Raw genomic sequence first — 21620 nt, 5'->3', positions numbered from 1 at the left:
GTGTTCTTCCATGGGGAAAAGACCCGCGGTGTCCTGAAAAACAGGACGCCGCAGGCCTCTTCTCATGGGGCGTTTGCCTGATTGCTAACTGAAATCGCCGCGATTGAAGTCTCCGATCAGGTTGAATTCGGAGAATTGCATGCCGGTGCCGGAGACGTTTGACGTGATCCGCAGCCTGTAGTACTGATAGGTTGCCGGAGCGGCCAGAGAGAAGTGCGCCAAGGCGAAGTTGGTCGTGGGCAGGCCGGCGTTGCTCGTGGTGTAGAAGGGCTCGTCGTAATTGACCCCGTCGTCTGACCCGGCAATCGTAAACGCCCGCGGGTTGCGTCCGGTGTAACTGGCGGTGTCGTTGGCAATGCCGACCCTGAAGGAATCAATCGTGACCGGGGTGGAGTATTCGATGTCGACGATGAGCGGCACGTCGTTTGTGAACAATTTGGTCGCCGTGTTGTTGTCGATGAGATTTTCGACCGATTCGCCCGCGGGCGACGAGGTGGAGTTGCTGACAATGCGTTCGATCTTCACGGCGGGTGAAGCGGTATCGGCCAAGGGGAGATAAGAATCCGCCCGCCAGGCAAACGTCTTGAATGTGCATCCCGCGTACTCGCTTATGTTTAAATCGAATTCTTTGACAAATACCTGGTTCGTATGCACATCCAGCGGGTCGCCCGTCTCGATCTTGACGAGTTTGCCGTCGCCGTTGTAGACGGCGGCGATCAAGTAGACGGGGGTATTTTCATGGCCCTGGTTTACGAAACTGGCTTTTATCTTGCCGCCGCCATACGCCGCGGACAGGAAATAGGCGGGCAGATCCGAGAACGTCTCGGGCATGACCCGTACATCCGCCAAGGAGCCGGAAACGGTCACGTCGGTGTCCGCAAATGCGTCGCCGTAGACGTCTATGACGGGCTGCGGGTCGTCGTTTGCGTACACGCGGATCTGCTCCTCGAAGAACGTCACTCTGATTTTGCGAATCGCCGCGTCGACGGTGGCCGTCTGATGGACGCCGCTCCCAGTCACCGTCACGGAAGTGTCGTGCACCGCGATGGCGTAGCCGGCCTCGATTTGGGCTTCGGGTCCGGTCACAAGGGCCTCGACGGTGTAGTTCGCACTCGGAAGCGGGGCGTCAAATGCGAGGGGCTCCGCAGACGCCGGGCCGCTCTTGTGGTAAAGGTCGGGCGGGTTGAGCACGACGCTGGGACTCACGGCGTAGCGCCCGTTGCTTTCGGTGTATGCGCGCACCCCGTTTTTGTGCGCGGCGTCGTTTTTGACCTCGTATACAACGGTCAGCTTGGGATCTGTTTTGAGCTGCTGTTTCAGCAGTGCGACGGTGTCCCTGTCAAGGTCGATGTTGACAAGATAGCCGTAGCCGCCGTTGGCGCTGCCGCTCGCGGACGCGCTGGGTGAGGCGGCGTTGAGGTTTAAGATGGCGCGCATGTCGTTGGGACCGTCGGGCAAGAATATGCGGCCGCTCACAGGGATTCCGTTGATCGTCACGGCGACGTCGGACGGCGTCTCGTAGTTTTCCGCCGTCTGCGGCCGGTGGGTCGAATTGCCGTTTGTGCTGAGCTTCTGGACGGCGGCCAATTCGGCGACCAGCCTGAGCGATGTGAGATCATCCGCGTCGAAGTCGTCCGGTACGGTATATTCGTAGGTCAGAGCGCCTGTTTTGAGTCCGGCCACCGAACCGGTATTTGTGTTGGACACCGGCGTCGTCTGGCGCAGCACAAACGCGTTGTCCGCGATCTTCTCGGCGGCCTCGGTGGCGCCCGGCGCGACGACCTTGAAGTTGACAAAGTTCTTCGCTATCGTCTCTTGACGGCCGTCTTCGATCCAAACGGTGACGGTACCGGCGAATCTCCGGAAACGACTCATGACCGGTACGGTGAACGCAAACGGTACGGTCTCGTACAGATATGGGGCGTACGTGATCGACTGTGCGCCGCGGAACCCGTCGACCAAATCCGTGCTGATCTGATTGCCGAACCGGTCTGTGCCGTCAACACGCCATTTCAGCGTGAACGGACCTTGGTATTTTGTGTCGTCGGACCAGCGGATCATGCCAAATGTGGCGCTGTATCGATCTCCGGGCGCAAGTGTGACCATGGGGTTCCCGTCCACGCCCACATATTCCTGCGCGTTCAGGTACGCGGGCGACATGTCGCCTCCGTACGCCAGATCACCGTAGCCCATTTCCTTGCGCGATCTGTCGTATTTCAGGAAACCGTTGCGCTCGTACTGGACGTCGAAAGGCTCCGTATAGACATAGCCTTGCAGCTTTTGGCCCAGCCTTTGGATGTCGGTCTGATACTTGAAGCACCATGAGATATCGTTGTCGCCGCCGTTGGACGGCACGCCGCCGTACTCGGAGTTGAAGAAGGGATCGCCGTCCTGGGTGTAGGTGGAGGCGGCGCCCCAGCGCGCCATGTTGTACGTGGAGCCGATGTACAGGTTGTTTAAGTAACCCAAAAACTCGCTCCTGGCGCCGGACCAGCTGCCGGGATACATGTGGAACGTGTGGAGGTCCGTGGGCTGGAGATGGTCTCGGTTGCACGGCGACATATCTTCGACGATCCGGCCCGACGTGTCCTTGCCTTTCACCCGGTTATAAAGCGAGGCAATCCAGGCCGCGTCGTTGGCACTGGAATTGCTCACACCCCACGTCTCGTTAAACAAGATATATGCGACTCTCGACGGGCTGTTGTAGTCCCTCTCGATCAGTTCATCAAGCGAACTCTCGTACAGGGCGCGCCCGGCCGGGTTGGGATTGCTGGCGGAACCGTTCATCTGTGTGGCTTCGGGCATATCCTGCCAAAACATCATGCCCAGCCTGTCGGCCCAAAGGTATTGCAGCGGGTCCTCAATCTTGATGTGCTTCCGGATCATGTTGAAGCCGTTGGCGCGCATCTCGGTGATGTCAAACTTGAGCGCCGCTTCGGAGGGAGCCGTATAAAGCCCTTCTTCCCAGAAGCCTTGGTCGAGCAGCCCCGCCATGAAAATCGGCTTGTTGTTCAGCAGGGTGTACTGATACCGATCGTTGCCGGCGGCCGGGCTCGTTTCCCAGTAGGCATTCTGGATCGAGCGCTGGCCGAAATGCATTGTCACTTCGTCCAGCACACTCGCGCCTTCCACCAGCTTGACGGCGCCGACGTAGAGAACCGGGGCGTCCGGATACCACAGCTGCTGATCCGGAACCGGGACGACAAACGCGTCGGGCAGATAAACGTCTTCGCCGGCCGGGACGACGATTTGCTTCGTCCCGGAAACCGCCGAGGACGGCGAGGTCGGGACATAGGCGCCCTGCGCATCGTCCCAGATCTTGCTCTCAAAATGGTAGATGAAATCAACCGTTTTGCCCGCGCCGCCCACGACTTTCAGCAAGAATTTCGCCGCGCCGTCCTTCGGAACGACGCCGTGGGTCAAATCGTTTAGGTTCTCGTCGACGACGGCGGCCCCGTTGTTGACCAGAGGATCCACGTGGACATACCCCAGCTGGGTTTTGGAATGACGCCCCTCTAAGATCACCGACTGCCAAATGCCGGACGTCGCCGTGTAGCCGACAGGGGCGTTGGTGCCCTGTTTGCCTATCAGCGCGACAAAAGAGCTCTGGTTCCCCCAGTTGCCTCCGTCGATGACCCGCACCGCGACGGAATTTTCCGCGTCCAGCGTCACGTAGTCGGTGATGTCGAATTCAAACGGGGTGTAGCCGCCGACGTGGCTGCCCACCTCCGTGCCGTTGACGTAAACCCAGCAGTTGGCGTCCACCGCGCCAAATCGCAGGTAAACGCGCTTCCCGTCTCCGTATTTTTCGGAGGAAGGGGTGATGCTCCTTCGATACCAAGCATACCTGTTCGCGGCTGTCCCCGGGTGCGTCGTGTCATATATGCCGGAGGCCGGCGACTGCCAAGGGAACGGCACCATGATGGTCGATTTGTACTGTGCTGGGATCCCGTCTTTCGCAAAATCCGTGTCCGACACGTTGCTTCTGTTGTTGAAGAAATCCCACGCGCCGTTCAGCGTTTCCCACGCGTAATCCCTTGCGTAGTCGGGGCGCGGGTATTCGGGTCTCGGTATTTCTCGCAGGTCTATGTACGAAAAACTGGGGCCTCTGACTTCCACATCGCCGTCTGCCGCGACGAAATAATAGCCTCCGGCTTTGAACCCGGCGGGCAATGCGTAGGTGAGTGTGTTTTCCGCAATCGCCGGGCCGGTGATTGTGTCGACCGGATTTTGTTTATACGTGTCGCCGTCCCGGTAGACGACCAGCTTTGTGGAGGGTCTGAAGTCGTTGACGGTCAGACGGATTGTGCCGGATTGGATGTCGGATGTGTCTATTGAAGTCATTGCGGGCGGGTTGGGGAAGCCGCTGTCCAAGCAGAAATTCGCCGCCGGGATCACCGTATTTGTGACATTGCCGGAACCGCCGGTCGTCGTCCAGCGAATCCGCGCAAAAGCCCCGCCGTAACCTTGGCAGTATTCCATCTTGAACGGGTACCATTGGCCCCCTTCCAGCGTGACGGTCGTCAGGTTGTGTCCGTAAGAAGTATTGCCGGAATCCCATGAGCCGGTCCACCAATCGACGACCTTTGTGTCGCCTATCCACACCCGGCAGGTGTCGTCTGTAGACGTCTGAACGGTCACGGTTTTGGTGCCTGTACCCGGGCACAGGACCCAGCCGGTCCAACGCACGGCCACATATTCCGAACGGCCGCATCGCGCGGTCAGCGTGGATAAAATATCCGTAAAGTTGATATTTGGGTCGATGGCCGTCGTCAAATAGGAGGAAAACAGCTTGTCACTGCCCACATAATCGGCAATGTAATAGTCCGCGCGAAGCCCCGGCCGAGATGTGTCCGGTCCGTCCGCGGCCAAGACGGTGGTCGTTACGGGGAACAGAGAAAAAACAAGCAGGAAGCAGAGGAAAAAGACGGTGAATTTTCGCAGCATTTTCGCACCTCCATACGTCGATTTGTACAGGCACATACCCGCAAGTCGGATTGCCGTGACCCGGCCCGGTAATCATTCCCGCGCGGAGCTGTCTGCACACAGGGCCCTGCCGGCGGCCGCTTTCTCTGCACATCAAGCGGACGCTTTCCTTGAAAGGCGACAGTGCCAAACCGCCCGGAACGTTTGCAGCCCAAAGGCCTCGGAATTACACGACTTCCGTTTGCCATCCCATACATCGTTTATATTTTTATCACAAAAATTTTGGAAAAACAAGGACTTCGATTTGTTATTTTTTGATAAAAATAGTGCTTTTTATGACTTCATAAGATCGTTTGAAAGCACCCAGGCAAAAAAATGCTTGACACCCGCCAAAGGGGCCTGCTATAATAAGCTGGAAAAGAAAGAAGGGCCGCACCGCTCTCACCGTCCGTCTTCGACGGCCGGTTCACATCGGGTTTTGCTCCGCGCGCGGCGTGGGGTGTTCGAAGATGTCTGCGCGGGCGTTGTCGCCCGCGTTTTATTTTTCCTGGAGGTGTTTCGGTATCGGCAACATGGATCATCAGCTCAACGAGGCCATCAGAGACCGCGAGGTCCGTCTGATCGGCGCGGACGGGACGCAGCTTGGCGTCATGCTCACACGTGACGCGCTGTCTATTGCGCTCGAAAAAGACATGGACCTTGTAAAGATCGCGCCCACGGCCACGCCGCCGGTGTGTCGCATCATGGACTACGGCAAGTTTCGGTTTGAACAGTCCAAAAAAGAAAAAGAAGCGCGCAAAAGTCAGCACACTGTTGAGATGAAGGAAATCCGTCTGTCCTCGGGGATTGACGTGCACGATTTCACCTTCAAGCTGAAAAACGGGATCCGCTTTCTGCAGGAGGGGAACAAGCTCAAGGTGTCCGTGCGTTTCCGCGGCCGGCAGATGGCGCATACCTCTATCGGTGAGCAGCAGCTTTTGAAGTTTGCCGAAGCATGCAGCGACGTGGCGACAATAGAACGGCCCCCAAAGTTGGAGGGCCGAAGTATGTCCATGTTCTTGGCGGCGAAGCCGGCCGCCAAGTCCGTCGCGGCCGCCAAATCCGCTGAGCCCGACGGCGCGCCGACGCCCGAGCGGAAGACACCTTAGTACGCCGTAACACCTAACGTGGGTTGCACCTGCAACCCACAACCCAAATTCTTGTTTTTTGTTGCCGCTTCGCGGCAACAAGGTACTAAAATGACGACCTTTAGATGTTGCGACGCACTCGAATTTCACCGGAAGGAGAAAGATCCATGCCAAAGCTCAAAACCCATACGGGGGCCAAGAAGCGATTTAAGCTCACTAAAAATGGCAAAGTGAAGCGTCATCACGCCTATAAAAGCCATATTTTGACCAAAAAGAGCACAAAACGCAAGCGCGGTCTGCGCAAGGGCGCCTACGCCGATAAGACAAATGAGGCGAACATCAAGAGTCTCGTCCCCTATCTGTAAGGGGCGCGGGTCTCTCGGCACACTCGAACAGGGAGGAACAAGTTTATGGCTCGCATCAAGGGCGCGGTCACTACGCGCAGACGCAGAAAGAAGATCTTAAAACTCGCCAAAGGGTATTGGGGTGCCAAGTCCAAAAATTTCCGCACGGCCAACCAGGCCGTGATGAAATCGCTGCAATATGCGTATATTGGCCGCCGTTTGCGCAAACGCGATTTTCGCCGTCTGTGGATCGTCCGCATCTCGGCCGGCGCGAAGGCAAATGGGCTCAACTATTCCCGGTTTATGTACGGCCTAAAGAAGCTGAACATCAATTTGAACCGCAAGGTACTGAGCGAGATGGCGATCCACGACAAACCGGCGTTCGCGGCCATCGCCAACCAGGTCAAGACCGCTCTGGCATAACCATGTATACGTAGCAATTCCGTCTCCCCCGTCTTCCGGCGGGGGAGATGCTTTATCCATGGTTCAAGTGTCAGAAGTGCGTCTGCCGAAGGCCGAGCCGATTTTTTCGTCAGGTGCAACAAAAAATGCAGCGAAGATGCGAGGAGGGACGCGGATGAGGCTCATGGTGCTCGACGGCAACAGTCTGCTAAACCGCGCGTTTTACGGCGTCAAGACGCCGCTGTCTACCGGCGACGGACAACCGACTGGCGCGCTGATGGGATTTGTAAATATTTTACAAAAATTGCTGAGCGACTATGCGCCCGAGGCGCTGTGCGTCACCTTTGATCTGCCTGTGCCCACCTTTCGCCACAAGCTCTACGACGGGTACAAGGCCACGCGCAAACCGATGCCGGAGGAGTTGGCCTCCCAGCTCCCGCTGTGCCGGGCGCTGTTGGACGCGATGCGTGTACGGCGTTACGAGCTGGCGGGGTACGAGGCGGACGACCTTATCGGCACCATCAGCCGTCTGTGTGACGAAGCAGGGTGGGGCTGCGACATCGTCACCGGCGACCGCGACAGCTTCCAGCTCATCGGGCCGCGTGTGCAGGTGTTGCATGTGTCCTCGCGCATGGGGCGCACGGCCACAACGCCCTATGACGAACAGGCTGTCCGGGCCGAATACGGCCTGACGCCGGACCAGCTCATAGACCTGAAGGCGCTGATGGGGGACGCGTCGGACAACATCCCCGGCGTGCCCGGCGTGGGGGAGAAGACGGCGCTGACGCTGATGCATCGCTTCGGCTCTCTGGCGGCGCTCTACGAAAATCTGGCGGCGTCGGATTTGCGGCAGACGCTGAAAGACAAACTCACAAGCAACCGGGACATCGCCCTGCTCAGCCGAACGCTCGCGCTCATCGACCGCTTTGTGCCGCTGCCGTTTGCGCCGGAGGAAAATCGGCGCGTCCCCTTCGATGCGGAGGCGCTGGCCGCGCTGCTGGCAAAGCTTGAGTTTCGTAAGCTGGCGGAAAAGTGGGGGCTGCCCGCCGCCCCGGCACTCAGCACTCAGCACTCAGCACTCAGCACTGGCGCGCACGCGCCCCCGCCGACGCGCGAGGTGACGGCGCCGGCGGAGATGGAGGCGCTGGCCGCCGCCTGCCGCTCCGCGGAGGTCACGGCGCTGCTGGTGCTTGAGGACTGGGCGGGGGTGGCCGTCTGCACAGGGACGGAGACCGCCGTGCTGCGTCGCATGGGCAGCGACCCGGCGGCCTACGAGCGGTGTCTGGGCGCGCTCTGCGCGCCCGACGTTCCCAAGGCCGCACACCAGGTCAAGGCGATTTTGGGTGTGCGGCCGGAGGCCGGAGGCTTTGTGACGGACACGGCGCTCGCCGCCTATCTGCTTGCCCCCGCCGTCGGGAAATATCCGCTCACGGCGCTGCTCCAGGCGGAATTTGGCGCCTTGCCGGCGGACGATGGCGCGCGTGCCGGCTGCCTTCACGCGCTGGCGGCGCGGCAGCGGGCGGCACTCGCGCGGGAAGGGCTGCTGCCGGTTTTCGAGACCATCGAGCTGCCGCTGTGCGCCGTGCTGGCCGACATGGAGCGGGTGGGGTGCAAGGTCGACCGCGACCGGATCGCCGCCTTCGGCGCAGAGTTGGCCGGATGGCTCGCGGACTGCGAGGCGCGCATTTATGAGGCGGCGGGAGAGAACTTTAATATCAACTCCCCCAAGCAGTTGGGGGAGATCCTCTTTGTCAGGCTCGGCCTGCCGCCGCTCAAGAAGACCAAGACGGGGCCTTCCACCGATGTGGAAGTGCTGCGCAAACTGCGGCCTTACCACCCGATCATCGACGCGATCATGGAGTACCGGCAGCTCAGCAAGCTGAAGTCGACCTATGTGGACGGATTGCTCGCGGTGGCCGGCCCGGACGGACGTGTCCACACGAGTTTTCAGATGACGGCCACGGCGACGGGGCGGCTCTCTTCCACCGAACCGAATCTGCAGAATATCCCTGTCCGACACGAGTTGGGCGGGGCGCTGCGCGGCATGTTTGTGCCGGAGGACGGCTGGGTGCTGGTGGATGCGGACTACTCGCAGATCGAACTGCGGGTGTTGGCGCACATCGCCGAAGACGCCACGATGCGCCGGGCCTTCGAGGAGGGGGCAGACATCCACACGGTAACGGCCTCGCAGGTGTTCGGCGTGCCCGCCGGCGCGGTGACGCCGCTGATGCGCCGCCACGCCAAGGCTGTGAATTTCGGCATCGTCTACGGCATTTCGGCCTTCTCGCTGGCTGACGATATCGGCGTCAGCCAAGCCGAGGCCCGGCGGTATATCGACAGCTATCTTGAGAACTACGCCGGCGTCAAGGCCTACATGCGCGACATCGTGGAGCGCGCCCGGCGGGACGGTTTTGTGACGACGCTGTTCGGCCGCCGCCGATGGCTGCCGGAACTGGCCGCCGCGAACCGCAACGTGCGCGCCTTCGGCGAGCGGATGGCGCTGAACACGCCAATCCAGGGGACGGCGGCCGATATCATCAAGTTGGCGATGGTAGCTGTCCACCGGCGGCTGCGTGCGGAGGGTCTGCGCGCCCGGCTGATTCTCCAGGTGCACGACGAGCTGATTGTGGAGTGTCCGCGCGAGGAGGGGCCGCAGGTGGCCCGGCTTCTCACCGAGGAGATGGAGGGCGTCTGTCCACTCAATCCGCCCCTGCGCGCCGAATCGCACGTGGGGGAAAACTGGCTGGCTGCCAAAGGCGGCTGAAAGACGAGTGATTGTGCCGCAGAACAGTATAATATGGTGGAGGGTTTTCCGGCTATGGAGAAACAGATCCTGTTTGTGTGTACCGGCAACACATGCCGGAGCCCGATGGCGGCGGGGCTGTTCAATGTGGTCGCCGCGCGGGAGGGGCTACCCGTTCGGGCGGCCTCTTGCGGTATCTCCGTGTTTGCGCCGCTGCCCGCCACGCCGGCGGCGGTGCGAGCCGCCGCCCACTACGGGGCCGACATCTCTCCGCACCGGGCCCAGCCGGTCGCCGAGGAACTGCTGTCCGCCGCCGACCGGGTCTATTGCTTGACGCGCGGACATCTGGACGTGCTGGAGCTCATGTTCCCGGCCCAGGCTGACCGTCTGACGATGCTGAGCGCCGCCGACATCCCGGATCCCTTCGGTGGCACGGATGAGGAATACACCGCTGTCTGCCGGCAGATCTACCAGACCGTGGAGAAGCTCGCGCGGCAAATGGGAAGGGAACGGGAGTCCTGTTGAGTTTTGTACTCGGGCGCATGGAGCCGCGCCACGTGGCAGACGTGGTTCTGATCGAACGGGCCTGTTTTTCACAGCCTTGGTCGCGGCGCATGTTGGAGGGGGAGATAGAAAATCCTCAGGCTTTCTATCTCGTCGCCGAACAGGACGGCGCGCTGGCCGGGTATGCCGGTATGCACGGCGTCCTGGACGAGGGCTATATCACCAATGTGGCCACCGCACCCGCCTTTCGCCGGCGGGGTGTGGCCGGCGCCCTGTTGACGGCGCTGATCGCGCACGCACGCACGCTTTCCCTCGCCTTTTTGACGTTGGAGGTGCGCGTGAGCAACGCGCCGGCCGTCGCGCTGTATGAAAAACACGGCTTTGTCCCCGTGGGTGTCCGGCGGCAGTACTACCGGGTTCCCCGCGAGGACGCGCTGCTGATGACAAAGTATCTGTGAGGGAGAACATGAACATATTGGCGTTTGAGACCTCGTGCGACGAGACGGCGGCGGCCGTCGTGACGGACGGGCGCACGGTGCGGGCAAATGTCGTGCTTTCGCAGGCCGATATGCACGCGCTGTACGGCGGTGTGGTGCCGGAGATCGCCTCAAGGCGGCACATGGAGGCGATGGCGCCTCTGGCCGAACAGGCGCTACGCGAGGCCGGGCTTGCGCGGGCGGAGATCGACGCGGTGGCCGTTACCTACGCGCCGGGGCTTATCGGCGCGCTGCTGGTGGGGGTGAATTTTGCCAAGGGCGTGGCCCTGGCGTTGCAAAAGCCGCTGATCCCGGTGCATCACATCCGGGGACACTTGGCCGCCAGTTACTTGGCGTACCCGGCTCTGGCGCCGCCCTTCGCCGCGCTGGTGGCGTCGGGCGGGCACACGCTGCTGCTGGATGTGCGGGACTACACCGACATCGGCGTGATGGGCTCTACCTGTGACGACGCGGTGGGAGAGGCCTTCGACAAGGTGGCGCGCGTGTTGGGCCTCCCATACCCGGGCGGCGCGGCGCTGGAGGCCCTGGCCGCGTCGGGGCGCGACGACGCCTACCGGCTGCCGCGCCCAAAGGCCGGGGATAACCCGCTTGACATGTCCTTTTCCGGACTGAAGACCGCCGTGCTGCATGTGGTCAACCGGGCGGCCCAGAAGGGCGAACCGCTGGATCGGGCCGGCCTGGCGGCTTCCTTTACGTGCGCTGTGACCGAGATTTTGGCGGGCCGCACGGCACGGGCCGCCGAGGTCCTGGGGCGTGCGGCCGTCGTCCTGTCCGGCGGCGTGGCCGCCAACGGCCGCCTTCGGGCGGCATTGAGAGCGGCACTGGTCGCCGCGAGCCGCACCCTCTATGTGCCGCCGCCTGCGCTCTGCGGCGACAACGCCGCCATGATTGCCGCCCAGGCCTTCTACGAATGGAAAGCGGGTCGTACGGCCGGCATGGATCTGAACGGATACGCCAGCGCCTCCGTGACGGGGTGAGGACGTTTTTGGCTTCAAAATTGAAAACGCAGTATGGCCGCGGCAGTATGAAGACGTTATGTAAATCGGCGGGCGATTTTGGCGCAATGCAAAGGTGCGTTCTCAAAGTTGGAATAATATGGGTATAAACGCTCCACCCTATGGCGGAACGAGTGTTTCAGCCTGTGGATAACTTGGTGGACAATGGGTATAACTTTTTGGAAATCCGGTTACGGTGCGGATTATGGAAACCGACAATCGAAAAATCGCACGCGCCGCCCGCACCTGGGCGGCGCGTGCGCGTGCGGGACACAAAAAGCTCCGCCCAGCGTGTGGGCGGAGCGAGAGATGCGAAACAGTGCGCGGGCCTCAGCCCGACTGTGCCTTAATGACCTTCAGCCGTACGAATTCCTCCCGGTCCTTTTCCTCCAGCGCGTCGGTGATGGCGGCCACATCCGCCGTAAAGCCCGGAATGATGATATTGTTCAGCGCGTTGGCGCGTTTTTGTGTCTTCTTGATAGCGAACGCCAGCCGGTAGATCGAAGTCTCCACCTCGGCGAGCTCGCAGATGAGCTGTTTGACCCGGATGAACTGGAGCGTCGCGTTGTCGAGCATGGAATTTGTAAAGGCAAAACCGTAGGGGTTTGAGAAAGATTTTTCCTCCATCGACACGCGTGGAATCTCCACGCCCATGACGGAACGGTGGTGGATCTGCAGCGACTCGTCGAGGGAGACGCACTGGGCGATATCCGCACAGTTGCCCAGCGTGATGTTGGCCTGCTGCAGGGAGGCGTACGCGTCTCTGAACACGCTGTCGATCCGGCCTTGGATCTCGGTCGCGCGGTCGATGAGGCTCATCATCTCCCGGATGAGGATGTTCCGCTTCCGATCCATGAGATCGAAACCGAGCCGCGCCAGCGAGAGGGAGCGCTTGATGGCCATTAGGTTGCCTTTGGTCGGTATCACATTCGGCATGAACACCGTCGCCTTTCACAGGAATCGGCCGAAACGGCCGCCGCGGGAGAGGGGAGAGGATCAAATCCCGCCGCGCAGGGCGAGAGCGGCGTCCTCTTTGAAGTATTTGGAGAGCAGCACGGTGTCCACGCGGTCAAGCTCCTCCTTCGGGAGCACCGAGAGGACCTCCCAGCCGATGTCCAGCGACTGTTCCATCGAACGGTTTTCCGCCATGCCCTGCCGGATGAAACGGTCTTCAAACATTCGCCCGAACGCCATGTATTTTTTGTCGATCTCGGAGAGCTCGTCCTCCCCGATGACAGAGGCCAGTGCCCGCGCCTCCTGGACGCGCGCATAAGAGGAGAAGAGTTGGTTCGAGAGCGCCGGATGGTCCTCCCGGGTGTAGCCCTTGCCGATGCCGTCCTTCATCAGGCGGGAGAGCGAGGGCAATACGGCGATGGGCGGGAACATCCCCCCCTGGTCCAGCGAGCGGTCGAGCACGATCTGCCCCTCGGTGATGTACCCCGTGAGATCGGGGATGGGGTGCGTGATGTCGTCGTTTGGCATCGAGAGCACCGGCACCTGCGTCACGGAGCCGCCTTGCCCCTGGATCATGCCGGCCCGCTCATACAGGGATGCGAGGTCTGAGTAGAGGTAGCTCGGGTAGCCCTTGCGGCTCGGGATCTCGCCCTTGGACGAGGAAAATTCGCGCAGCGCCTCGCAGTAGGAGGCGATGTCGGTCATGATGACCAGCACATGGTAGCCGTGGACAAAGGCCAGGTATTCTGCGGCGGTCAGCGCGCAGCGCGGCGTGAGGATGCGCTCGATGATGGGGTCGGAGGCCAGGTTCATGAACATAACCACGCGCTGCAGCGCACCCGACTCCTCAAAGTCGCGCTTGAAGAAGTCGGCCGTGTCGTTTTTGATGCCCATAGCGGCAAAGACGATGGCGAATTCCACATTGTCCCCGGTCTCACTGGTGACGCGCGCCTGGCGCACCATCTGGGCGGCCAGCTCGTTGTGGGGCAGTCCGGCGCCCGTGAAGATGGGCAGCTTTTGCCCGCGGATCAGCGTGGACATGCCGTCGATGGCCGAGATGCCCGTCTGGATGCAGGCGCGCGGGTAGAGGCGGGACACGGGATTGATCGCAGAGCCGTTGATGTCGCGGCGCTCATCGGGGAAGAGTGCGCCCAGACCGTCGATCGGACGGCCGCCGCCGTCGAAGATGCGGCCCAGCATGTCTTTCGAGAGGGCCAGTTCCATCGGGTGGCCCATGAAACGGGTGCGGGCGTTTTCCAGAGACAGTCCGCGCGTGCCCTCAAAGACCTGCACGACCACGCGGTCGCCCTTGATCATGATGACGCGCCCCGTCCGGTTCTCACCGTTTGTCAGGGTGATCTCCACCATTTCCTCATAAGAGGCGTCCCGTACGCCCTCCAAGATGATCAGCGGGCCGGCAATTTCCGAGAGCCCGATGTATTCCATGCGCATGACAAAGCCACCTCGTCTGTTAAGATTCGCCGCCCGGGTCAATGTTGTTGTCGATGAACACGCGGGACACGCAGGCGCGGATATCGGCCACATAATCGTTTAACATGTCGAGGTTGTCGTTCGGCATGTCGTACTTCATGCGGATGAGCCGCTCGAAGATGCCGGTGGCCGCGAGTTGAGAGAGCGGGATGTTGCGTTCGATGAGGGTGCGCGCCTCGTCAAAGAGTTCCAGCATGACGCCGAGCATCCCCATCTGTTTTTCGATGGGCACGTAAGTGTCCGTGTCGTGGTAGGCGTTTTGCTGCAAGAAGCCGAGACGCACGACGCGCGCGACCTCGATGACGAGCTTCTGGTCCTCCGGCAGGATGTCGGAGCCTATCAATTTGACGATTTCGTTTAGCTGGGACTCCTCCTGCAAGAGCCGCGACACCCGCGTGCGCTGCTCGGCGAATTTGCGGCCCAGGCGCTCCTCGTACCAGGCTGTGAGCTCTGATGTATATTCTGAATAAGAGGTGATCCAGTTGATGGCGGGAAAGTGGCGCGCGTAAGCGAGCTGTCGGTCGAGTGCCCAGAAACAGCGGATGAAGCGTTTTGTGTTCTGGGTGACCGGCTCGGAGAAGTCGCCGCCCTGCGGACTGACGGCCCCGATGACCGTGACGGACCCCTCTCCGCCGTCCAGTGTCACCATGTACCCGGCGCGTTCGTAGAACTCGGCGAGACGGGAGGGCAGGTAGGCGGGGAAGCCTTCCTCGGCGGGCATCTCCTCCAAGCGGCCGGCGATCTCGCGCAGCGCCTCCGCCCAGCGGGACGTCGAGTCGGCCATGATGGCGACATGGTAGCCCATGTCGCGAAAATATTCGGCCACCGTCATGCCGGTGTAGATCGACGCCTCGCGGGCGGCCACCGGCATGTTGGAAGTGTTTGCGATCAGCACGGTGCGCTCCATCAGCGGACGTCCCGACTTCGGGTCCGTCAGCTCAGAAAACTCCTCCAGCACCTGTGTCATCTCGTTGCCGCGTTCGCCGCAACCCAGATAGACGATGATGTCGGCGTCCGACCACTTGGCGAGCTGGTGCTGTGTGATGGTTTTGCCGGCGCCGAACGGTCCCGGGATGGCGGCGCAGCCGCCCTTGGCGATGGGGAAAAGGGTGTCGATGATGCGCTGGCCCGTGATGAGCGGCCGGTCGATGGCGTGACGCTGCGACACCGGCCGCGGCCGGCGGATGGGCCATTGCTGCGACAGCGTCAGCGGCACGCGCGCGCCGGACTCGGTCTCGATCTCGGCGATGACGTCCATCACCGTATATGCGCCCGAGGGCTTCACGGTTTTGATGACGCCGGATACGTCGGGCGGTACCATCGCACGGTGGCGGATGATACCCGTCTCCTGACATTCGGCGAACACCTGGCCGCCCGAGACCGTGTCGCCGGCGGCCACCTTGATCTCGATCTCCCACTTCTTGTCGGCGTCCAGCGACGGCACGTTGATGCCGCGGCCCATGAAGAAGCCGGTGCGGGACTCAATGGCGCGCAGAGGCCGGGCGATGCCGTCGAAGATGTTGCCGACCAGGCCCGGACCGAGTTGGATCGACATCGGCATGCCGGTCGACTCGACGGGATGCCCCGGCGCGAGGCCGGTGGTGTCTTCATATACCTGGACAATGATGTCCTTCCCGCGCAGGCCGACCACTTCGCCTACCAGGCGCTCATGTCCGACGTATACGGTATCCATCATGTTGTATTCGCGTCCGCCGCGCACGGTGACCACCGGGCCGTTGACGCCGTAAACCGTATAGGGCATATTGCAATCTCCCTTCAAGGGGCGTTTGGGTGTCTTGTGTTTGGACGCCGCGCGCCCTGCGTTTGCCGCAAAAAACGGGGGAACGCCGAGCCCGCGTCAGGCGCTCTGGATTTCCTCGGCGGGCATATTAAGCTCGACAAAGAAGCGTGTCTTCCACTCCTCAAGGTTCGCGTCGAAGGTCTGGTTGATCTGTTGCTGCCGCTCGCGGCATTCGGCGATCAGCCCGCCCAGATGAAAGTGTCCCTGCTCAAATGTGACGGGCTGCCCCCCCGCCGCCTTGGTGAGCAACGGCACGAGCGCTCCGTCTTCGGCGCGCAGCGAGATCGTCGTGGGCAGACCTTTAAAGACGGAAAACGCATCCATCATCAGTGCCGTCAGCTGCTCGGCGTAGGCCGGTGTCTTCGTGTACTCGATGACGTGCGCCGTCACGTCCCGCAGGATCTCGCGGGACAGTTCCTCCCGGCGGGCGTAGAGCGTCCGTTTGCACTCCATCATCTTGCGGGAGACGCGGCGACCGTTTTCCGTGTGGAGCGAGGCCACTTTGTTCTTGATGTATTGGTAGGCGTTGTTCAGCGCCTCATTCTCGGCGGAGGAGAGGGAATTCTCGCGTTCCCTGCGCACCTCCTCCAGGATCGCCCGGCTGTCGGCCTCGGCGTCCGAGGTGATGGCTTTGGTAAAGAGATCCAGCTTTTCCTCCAAACTGGCCATGGGTATCCTCCTCTTATACAGGCGTCGCGGCGGGCCTCAGACCCGAATGCCGATGGCCTCGCGGATGTAGCGCGTGATGGAATCGGCCGAGCGGCCGGTGCCGTGCCGGTCCGGGATCTCCACCACCAGGGTGTTCGTCAGTTTGAGCTTGAGGTCGTAGATGAGGTCCGGGATCTCGCGGGCCAGCTTTTCGGTGATCAGCAAAACGCCGATGTCCGGATTTGCGATGACTTTGGATACGGCCTCTTTGATTTCCTCCGTGGAGGAGGCGCGTGTCCCATCGATGCCGGCCAGACGGAACCCGGTCAGGGTGTCGGAATTGTCTGCTATCACAAAGAAACGCATACGGCATCTCCTTTTCGGCGGGCGGCCCCGCGAACGGGTCTCAGAACTTGTTCAGGATCGAGAAGGCGATGATCAGACCATACAGCGCGATGCCTTCCGCCAAGGCGACGAAGATGAGCGCCTTGCCGAATGTCTTGTCGTTTTCCGAGATAGCGCCGAGCGCCGCCGCGCCGGAGGCCGCCACGGCGATGCCGCTGCCGACGCCGGAGACGCCCACGGCCAGCGCCGCGGCGATCATGCCAAGGCCGGCCTGCGAGTCCAGCGCCCGCGCGGCGGTTTCCGCTGCGCCCGGTACGGCCGCGGCCAGCGTCTGCCCTGCGATGCCGGAGGCCGCGAAGAGCACGCTCATAGCAAAGAAGGAGACGATGTGCGTCACAAGAGCGTGTTTTACCGGCTTGCCGGCCGCTTTGCGGCGGTAGATGAGATACAGGGACACCGCAATCATTGCGACCAGGACCGACACAGACACAATTTGCATTGGAAACATTGAAAACCCTCCTAAATTCATAAAGTCGCGCTGGGAAACGGATCAGCTGTGGTGGGCGTGATAATCGATGATGATCGGGCTGTACGGACGGCCCTCGGCGGCGTAGAAGCGGCTGAAGATCTCGTAAAAGTGGAGACGCAACACTTGAATACCGACGAGGAGCCCTTCGATGCCCATGACGACGAGGTTGCCCAGCAGGATGACGACGAGGTTGCCGCCCTGTCCGTCGTGGGCGCCGGCCAGCATAAAGACGACCGACATCATCGAGGCGTGGCTGATGGCGTATGCGCCTACGCGCAGGAAGGAGATGGTGTTTGTGACATAGGAGAGCAGGATCTCGATGAGCTCAAACACGTTCTCCAGCACATAGTCGACGACGCCCGGCGGTTTCCAGAGCGACCGATGTTTGATGAGGTGCGCAAGCGGTTCCCGCAGGAAAATGAGGACGAGCGGAAGCGCGGCGAGTCCGACGAGCAGCCCCGTGGGGAAGAGGTTTTCCGCAAAGCCCAAGATGGGCAGGACGATCGCCTGGATGGCGAGATAGAGGATGAGCCCGGCCAGCGCGTTCGGCCCGAGCAGAATCTTGAGCGGACTTTTTTGTCGGATGCCATTTACAATGTTCGTGATGAACGAGACGGTCAACAAGGCGACGCCCAGATAGATGGCCATTTGCAGCCCCAGCCGGTTGTTTTCGGCGGACTCCAGAATTTTAAAGCCGGGCAGCCAGTGTTCGAACCCGAACACACTCCCGTAGACGAAGAGGCCGAAGAAGATAGACGAGACCCCTGCATAGCAGACGATGGGCCCGAGCCACATCTTTTTGACAAATTTCATGAGGAGCCCCGCGACGACCAGCAGCGCGCCCTGGCCCGCGTCGCCGAACATGATGCCAAACAGCAGTGTGTAGAGGACGGCCATTAGGGGCGTCGGGTCGATCTCGTTGTAGGATGGCAGACCGTACATCGCGAGGTACGGCTCAAACGGCCGGAAGATGCGTGGGTTTTTGAGTTTGATGGGCGGGGTGTACTCGACCACCGCGTCGGGGTCGTCCGCCACGACAACGACGGTGAGCGAACGCTGCTTTTCAAACTGCGCGTTGAAGGCCGCGTAATCCGGCTCCGGTACCCAGCCGAGGAGGTAAAAACTCTCCTCTGTGTGGGCGGCGTAACGGCGGATGTTGAAGCTGTCGTTCATAAAGCGCGCGTAAGAATAACAGCGCAGGAAATTTTCCTTCTCCGTATCCGCCAAAATCCGCAGCTCGCTTTTGATCTCCTCCAGACGGTACTCCGCCCGCTCGGTGTCGATCGTGACCTCCCGGAAGGCTTCCTCGCCGGTGCCTTGGACGCGGCTGGAGATGCGGATGCGCTGAAATTGGAGGGAGCCCATCAAGGAGTCCGCTTTTTCCGCATTGGCGCGCGTGGTCATGTACATGCCGTACACCCAGTCCCGTTCGAGGCTCGTGAGGAAGAAGAACAGGTCGTTGCGCTCCATCAGATGGGCGATGAAATTGTTGTAAGTCTCGCGCGGCATCCGGCCGAAACGGAATTTGACGTAGGTCACGGTGAAAAAGTCCTGTAAGGGAACGTTTACGTCTGTGATATGCTGGAGCTGCATGCGAATGCGCTCGTTGTCGGTGATCCGCTGCGTAAGGGCGGCACGCTCGTCGATCAGCGTCTGGTAGCGCGCCTCTAAGTCTTTGAGGAACACGAAGGATTTGTCCGGGCTGAAATTCATGCTTTCAAACGGACGGTAGGCGAGCTCGATCGCCATTCGGTCCGCCAGAGACTCTGCTTGCCGCAGCAGGTCGGCATAGGGGTTCTGCTGTTCGAAGGGATACAAAAACTTGATATTTTTGATCACATTGGTCGTGGATTCCGGGTGAAATTGTTGATTAATAATGCACGAATACACCACCGAGTCAAATTCACTCAGCGGTCCGGCGATGGTCACAAGTTTCATCGGGACAACAGCCACAAGCTTCACTTCCCCAGAAAAAGAAATTTCTTTTTCATACCAATCTTCTGAACCAAACCTCGTTCGAATTGGGGACAGGGCGCGCGGCGCCGCGTGCGCGAGAGGCGGCGTCAGGACACACCGAACAACACGGAGGGGGCCTGTGAGAGCTGTAGGCCGTACCGCACGCATTCGATGACATTGATCAGGTTTTTGAGTTCTACCTGCCGCAGGCTGAGATAGGCGAGCGGCGTGTACACGGAGGGCGAAGCGCCGCTCAGGGCGCGGCGATTGAATTCATAGAGGAACTGATAATAATATTCCTCTATATGCGTGTAGACGTGAGAGGAAAAGAATTTGCCGTATGGCGAGGCACACAAAAGTCCCCACGCATCCTCCTCCGTGGCGGCCGTATACATCTCCCGAATGAAGGCGGGCGTGAGTTTGTAATGCGCCGGGATCAGCATGGACAGCACGTCCCCGAGCTGGTGAGAGAAGTACCGACGCACGCGCATGAGGGTCATGATGTTGATCATGTCCACCTCGACGCCCACCGACTCATTCAGCACCGCCAGCGTCTTGCCGTGGTACCGCGCGCCGATCATGTCGAGGAGCGCGCGGTAGTAGTGGCTGCGCATGACTGTCTCGACCGTGGTGTAGTTGGGGAACCCCTCCTCGGTGAGCGGCAGGCGGGCCAGCGGCGTGTAGAAGTTCGTCTCCCGCACGGCCGCCAGCATGTCTTCATAGGTGGCTGCCTTTGAGAGCATGCTGTAATGGATGCGGCTGTGGCGGTCGAAGAAGGGCGGCGCGTCGAAGTGATACTCGTCGGCCCGCCCGGCACGCGCATAGCGAAGAAACAGCATGATCTGTTCCATCTCGGTGAGCAGCACACGGTTGTTGCTGAGGAAGCGGTCCTCCCGGCTGATATAGTGCAGGATACTGAGGGACTCCTCCAGCAGATAATGCCGCAGAGCGGCTTCGAGGGGACTGCGACGGGTCTCCTCTTGGCTGCCGGACAGCGCGCCGCGCCAGCCGGGGTGGTTTCGCAGGTAGGCCACAACCTCCGACACCCGTTTGAAGGAAGCGATCTTGAGATAATCCTCCGGCATCAGGCGCCGGCTGTACATGGCGCGTACCTTTGTAGCCACCGCGCTGTAGTCGATGAGCTGCCCTAACATTGGCCGATCACCAGCTGGAACAGGCGGCCCGTCATCTCTTCGCGGTGCTCGCGGAAGAAGGCGTCTACCTGTGCGAGGTCGGCGGAGAGCGCCGCGTCGAGCTGCCCGATCTGCTCGTCGGCCAGCACCGATTCTTGGGCCGCCACGGCTTCCACTCGGCGCTCCGCGCGCTCAAGGTATTTGGCGTGCAATTCCTCCCACTGTGTGCGCAGGTCATCCGGCAGCCGGTCACGCTTGGCCTTGGCCTCGCTGGCAATCTGCTGGGCGAGCTGCTCAGCTTCGATGATCTTGTTTAAGAGTTCCATGTATTCCATAAAACAAGCGCGCCCTTTCCCTGTCTTCGGACAGAGTTTTCGAACAGAAATCATTATAACATATGAGCTCCAAAAAGCCAGGGTAAAAGGGAAAAAACATTGACAAGATACAAGGGTTTGTTTTGACAGTTTTCGTGAGGATTGATATTGTCCGCGGGCGTTTCCCGGCGGGGGGCGTGCGGCGCCTGCGGCCGTCGCCCTCTATCTTTGTATCGTTTGTTCCCCCCGCGACCTTTATCCCGATTCTGCCAAAGGGGGACGGTTTTTCACGCAGCATACGGTTTTCCCCAAAAATGCCCGGTCGGGAGCGGCGAAATCCGGTGCTTCTCATTGACTTAGAGGACCGTACCGGATATAATGGAACAGAGTTTTTGATACCTGAACCATGTAGGAGGCGTGTCATGTGACAGAAATACTCAGGCTGCTTGCCAAGGACTGCGCGCTTACCCATACGCAAATTGCCGCCATGCTCGGCGTCACGGCCGAGGCGGTGACGGCGGCGGTGCGCGATTACGAGGAGAAAGGCGTGATCTTGGGCTACAAAGCCGTCGTCGACTGGGAGAAGGTCGGGATCGAAACCGTGACGGCGCTCATCGATGTGAAAACCACCCCCCAGCGCGGCGAGGGTTTCGACCGCGTGGCGGAGCGGATCTACCAATATGACGAGGTGGAGAGCCTCTATCTCATGTCGGGCGGGTACGATTTGTCCGTGCTGATTACGGGCCGCACAATGAAAGAGGTGGCGCTTTTTGTGGCGGAAAAGCTGGCGCCGCTGGAGGCGGTCACGGGCACGGCCACGCATTTTCTGCTGAGAAAATATAAGGAGCAGGGTGCCGTGTTCGCGGACCGCGAAGAACAACAGGAGAGGATGAGGCTGCTGTGAGCGGATT

Annotated in this window: 18 protein-coding genes; 8 read left to right on the top strand and 10 right to left on the bottom strand. The window is 60.7% G+C overall.

Going from position 1 to position 21620, the window contains the following annotated elements; all coding sequences use genetic code 11:
• Positions 1-84 precede the first annotated feature (84 nt).
• On the bottom strand, positions 85-4947 hold the full coding sequence (locus LBK75_02385; GenBank protein MDR1157143.1) for a hypothetical protein: 4863 nt from the start codon (positions 4945-4947) through the stop codon (positions 85-87).
• A gap of 551 nt (positions 4948-5498) precedes the next feature.
• On the opposite strand from LBK75_02385, the gene infC reads away from it, so the two are divergent.
• The 7 genes from infC (at position 5499) to tsaD (ending at position 11520) form a co-directional block, all read left to right on the top strand.
• Positions 5499-6074, top strand: a complete 576-nt coding sequence (infC, locus tag LBK75_02380; GenBank protein MDR1157142.1) for a translation initiation factor IF-3 — start codon at positions 5499-5501, stop codon at positions 6072-6074.
• 146 nt (positions 6075-6220) lie between these two features.
• Positions 6221-6418: a 50S ribosomal protein L35 gene (gene rpmI / locus LBK75_02375; protein MDR1157141.1), complete on the top strand. Its 198-nt coding sequence runs from the start codon at positions 6221-6223 to the stop codon at positions 6416-6418.
• A 45-nt stretch (positions 6419-6463) separates the two neighbouring features.
• Entirely contained in the window at positions 6464-6820 is a 357-nt protein-coding gene (gene rplT / locus LBK75_02370; protein ID MDR1157140.1) for a 50S ribosomal protein L20, read from the top strand.
• A 154-nt stretch (positions 6821-6974) separates the two neighbouring features.
• On the top strand, positions 6975-9563 hold the full coding sequence (gene polA / locus LBK75_02365) for a DNA polymerase I (protein MDR1157139.1): 2589 nt from the start codon (positions 6975-6977) through the stop codon (positions 9561-9563).
• Between the two features lie 54 nt (positions 9564-9617).
• Entirely contained in the window at positions 9618-10067 is a 450-nt protein-coding gene (locus LBK75_02360) for a hypothetical protein (protein MDR1157138.1), read from the top strand.
• A gap of 32 nt (positions 10068-10099) precedes the next feature.
• On the top strand, positions 10100-10504 hold the full coding sequence (rimI, locus tag LBK75_02355; GenBank protein ID MDR1157137.1) for a ribosomal protein S18-alanine N-acetyltransferase: 405 nt from the start codon (positions 10100-10102) through the stop codon (positions 10502-10504).
• 8 nt (positions 10505-10512) lie between these two features.
• Positions 10513-11520 carry a tRNA (adenosine(37)-N6)-threonylcarbamoyltransferase complex transferase subunit TsaD gene (tsaD, locus tag LBK75_02350; GenBank protein ID MDR1157136.1) on the top strand — a complete coding sequence of 336 codons (1008 nt, stop codon included), beginning with the start codon at positions 10513-10515 and terminating at the stop codon, positions 11518-11520.
• Positions 11521-11868: 348 nt separating this feature from the next.
• Here the strand turns inward: tsaD and LBK75_02345 are convergent, their stop codons facing one another.
• The 9 genes from LBK75_02345 to LBK75_02305 form a co-directional block, all read right to left on the bottom strand.
• Positions 11869-12474 carry a V-type ATP synthase subunit D gene (locus tag LBK75_02345; protein MDR1157135.1) on the bottom strand — a complete coding sequence of 202 codons (606 nt, stop codon included), beginning with the start codon at positions 12472-12474 and terminating at the stop codon, positions 11869-11871.
• 60 nt (positions 12475-12534) lie between these two features.
• Complete coding sequence (locus tag LBK75_02340; GenBank protein ID MDR1157134.1) at positions 12535-13944, bottom strand: V-type ATP synthase subunit B; 1410 nt, start codon at positions 13942-13944, stop codon at positions 12535-12537.
• A 19-nt stretch (positions 13945-13963) separates the two neighbouring features.
• Positions 13964-15745, bottom strand: coding sequence for a V-type ATP synthase subunit A (locus LBK75_02335; GenBank protein ID MDR1157133.1), 1782 nt, complete (start codon positions 15743-15745; stop codon positions 13964-13966).
• 96 nt (positions 15746-15841) lie between these two features.
• Positions 15842-16453 (bottom strand): hypothetical protein, encoded by a 612-nt coding sequence (locus LBK75_02330; GenBank protein ID MDR1157132.1) that lies wholly within the window; start codon positions 16451-16453, stop codon positions 15842-15844.
• Positions 16454-16489: 36 nt separating this feature from the next.
• The gene (locus LBK75_02325; GenBank protein ID MDR1157131.1) at positions 16490-16798 is read right to left on the bottom strand and encodes a V-type ATP synthase subunit F; all 309 of its coding nucleotides are present in this window, start codon (positions 16796-16798) and stop codon (positions 16490-16492) included.
• Between the two features lie 40 nt (positions 16799-16838).
• Entirely contained in the window at positions 16839-17285 is a 447-nt protein-coding gene (locus LBK75_02320) for an ATP synthase subunit C (GenBank protein ID MDR1157130.1), read from the bottom strand.
• Positions 17286-17327: 42 nt separating this feature from the next.
• A complete protein-coding gene (locus tag LBK75_02315) occupies positions 17328-19259 on the bottom strand; it encodes an ATPase V (protein ID MDR1157129.1) in 1932 nt (643 codons plus the stop codon).
• Positions 19260-19369: 110 nt separating this feature from the next.
• The gene (locus LBK75_02310; protein MDR1157128.1) at positions 19370-20416 is read right to left on the bottom strand and encodes a V-type ATPase subunit; all 1047 of its coding nucleotides are present in this window, start codon (positions 20414-20416) and stop codon (positions 19370-19372) included.
• Positions 20410-20784, bottom strand: coding sequence for a hypothetical protein (locus LBK75_02305; protein ID MDR1157127.1), 375 nt, complete (start codon positions 20782-20784; stop codon positions 20410-20412). Before LBK75_02305 ends, LBK75_02310 begins: the two co-directional genes overlap by 7 nt.
• A 349-nt stretch (positions 20785-21133) precedes the next feature.
• Between LBK75_02305 and LBK75_02300 the strand changes: the two genes are divergently transcribed.
• Positions 21134-21613: an Lrp/AsnC family transcriptional regulator gene (locus LBK75_02300; GenBank protein MDR1157126.1), complete on the top strand. Its 480-nt coding sequence runs from the start codon at positions 21134-21136 to the stop codon at positions 21611-21613.
• The last annotated feature ends 7 nt before the right edge of the window (positions 21614-21620 follow it).

Source organism: Oscillospiraceae bacterium (assembly GCA_031265355.1).
GTDB lineage: Bacteria > Bacillota > Clostridia > Oscillospirales > UBA929 > JAIRTA01.
This window is presented reverse-complemented; position numbering and strand designations above follow the sequence as displayed.

Coding starts and splice junctions, on each gene's coding strand:
- LBK75_02385 (MDR1157143.1), bottom strand. CDS start 4,947: ATGCTGCGAAAATTCACCGTCTTTTTCCTCTGCTTCCTGCTTGTTTTT.
- infC (MDR1157142.1), top strand. CDS start 5,499: ATGGATCATCAGCTCAACGAGGCCATCAGAGACCGCGAGGTCCGTCTG.
- rpmI (MDR1157141.1), top strand. CDS start 6,221: ATGCCAAAGCTCAAAACCCATACGGGGGCCAAGAAGCGATTTAAGCTC.
- rplT (MDR1157140.1), top strand. CDS start 6,464: ATGGCTCGCATCAAGGGCGCGGTCACTACGCGCAGACGCAGAAAGAAG.
- polA (MDR1157139.1), top strand. CDS start 6,975: ATGAGGCTCATGGTGCTCGACGGCAACAGTCTGCTAAACCGCGCGTTT.
- LBK75_02360 (MDR1157138.1), top strand. CDS start 9,618: ATGGAGAAACAGATCCTGTTTGTGTGTACCGGCAACACATGCCGGAGC.
- tsaD (MDR1157136.1), top strand. CDS start 10,513: ATGAACATATTGGCGTTTGAGACCTCGTGCGACGAGACGGCGGCGGCC.
- LBK75_02345 (MDR1157135.1), bottom strand. CDS start 12,474: ATGCCGAATGTGATACCGACCAAAGGCAACCTAATGGCCATCAAGCGC.
- LBK75_02340 (MDR1157134.1), bottom strand. CDS start 13,944: ATGCGCATGGAATACATCGGGCTCTCGGAAATTGCCGGCCCGCTGATC.
- LBK75_02335 (MDR1157133.1), bottom strand. CDS start 15,745: ATGCCCTATACGGTTTACGGCGTCAACGGCCCGGTGGTCACCGTGCGC.
- LBK75_02330 (MDR1157132.1), bottom strand. CDS start 16,453: ATGGCCAGTTTGGAGGAAAAGCTGGATCTCTTTACCAAAGCCATCACC.
- LBK75_02325 (MDR1157131.1), bottom strand. CDS start 16,798: ATGCGTTTCTTTGTGATAGCAGACAATTCCGACACCCTGACCGGGTTC.
- LBK75_02320 (MDR1157130.1), bottom strand. CDS start 17,285: ATGTTTCCAATGCAAATTGTGTCTGTGTCGGTCCTGGTCGCAATGATT.
- LBK75_02310 (MDR1157128.1), bottom strand. CDS start 20,416: ATGTTAGGGCAGCTCATCGACTACAGCGCGGTGGCTACAAAGGTACGC.
- LBK75_02305 (MDR1157127.1), bottom strand. CDS start 20,784: ATGATTTCTGTTCGAAAACTCTGTCCGAAGACAGGGAAAGGGCGCGCT.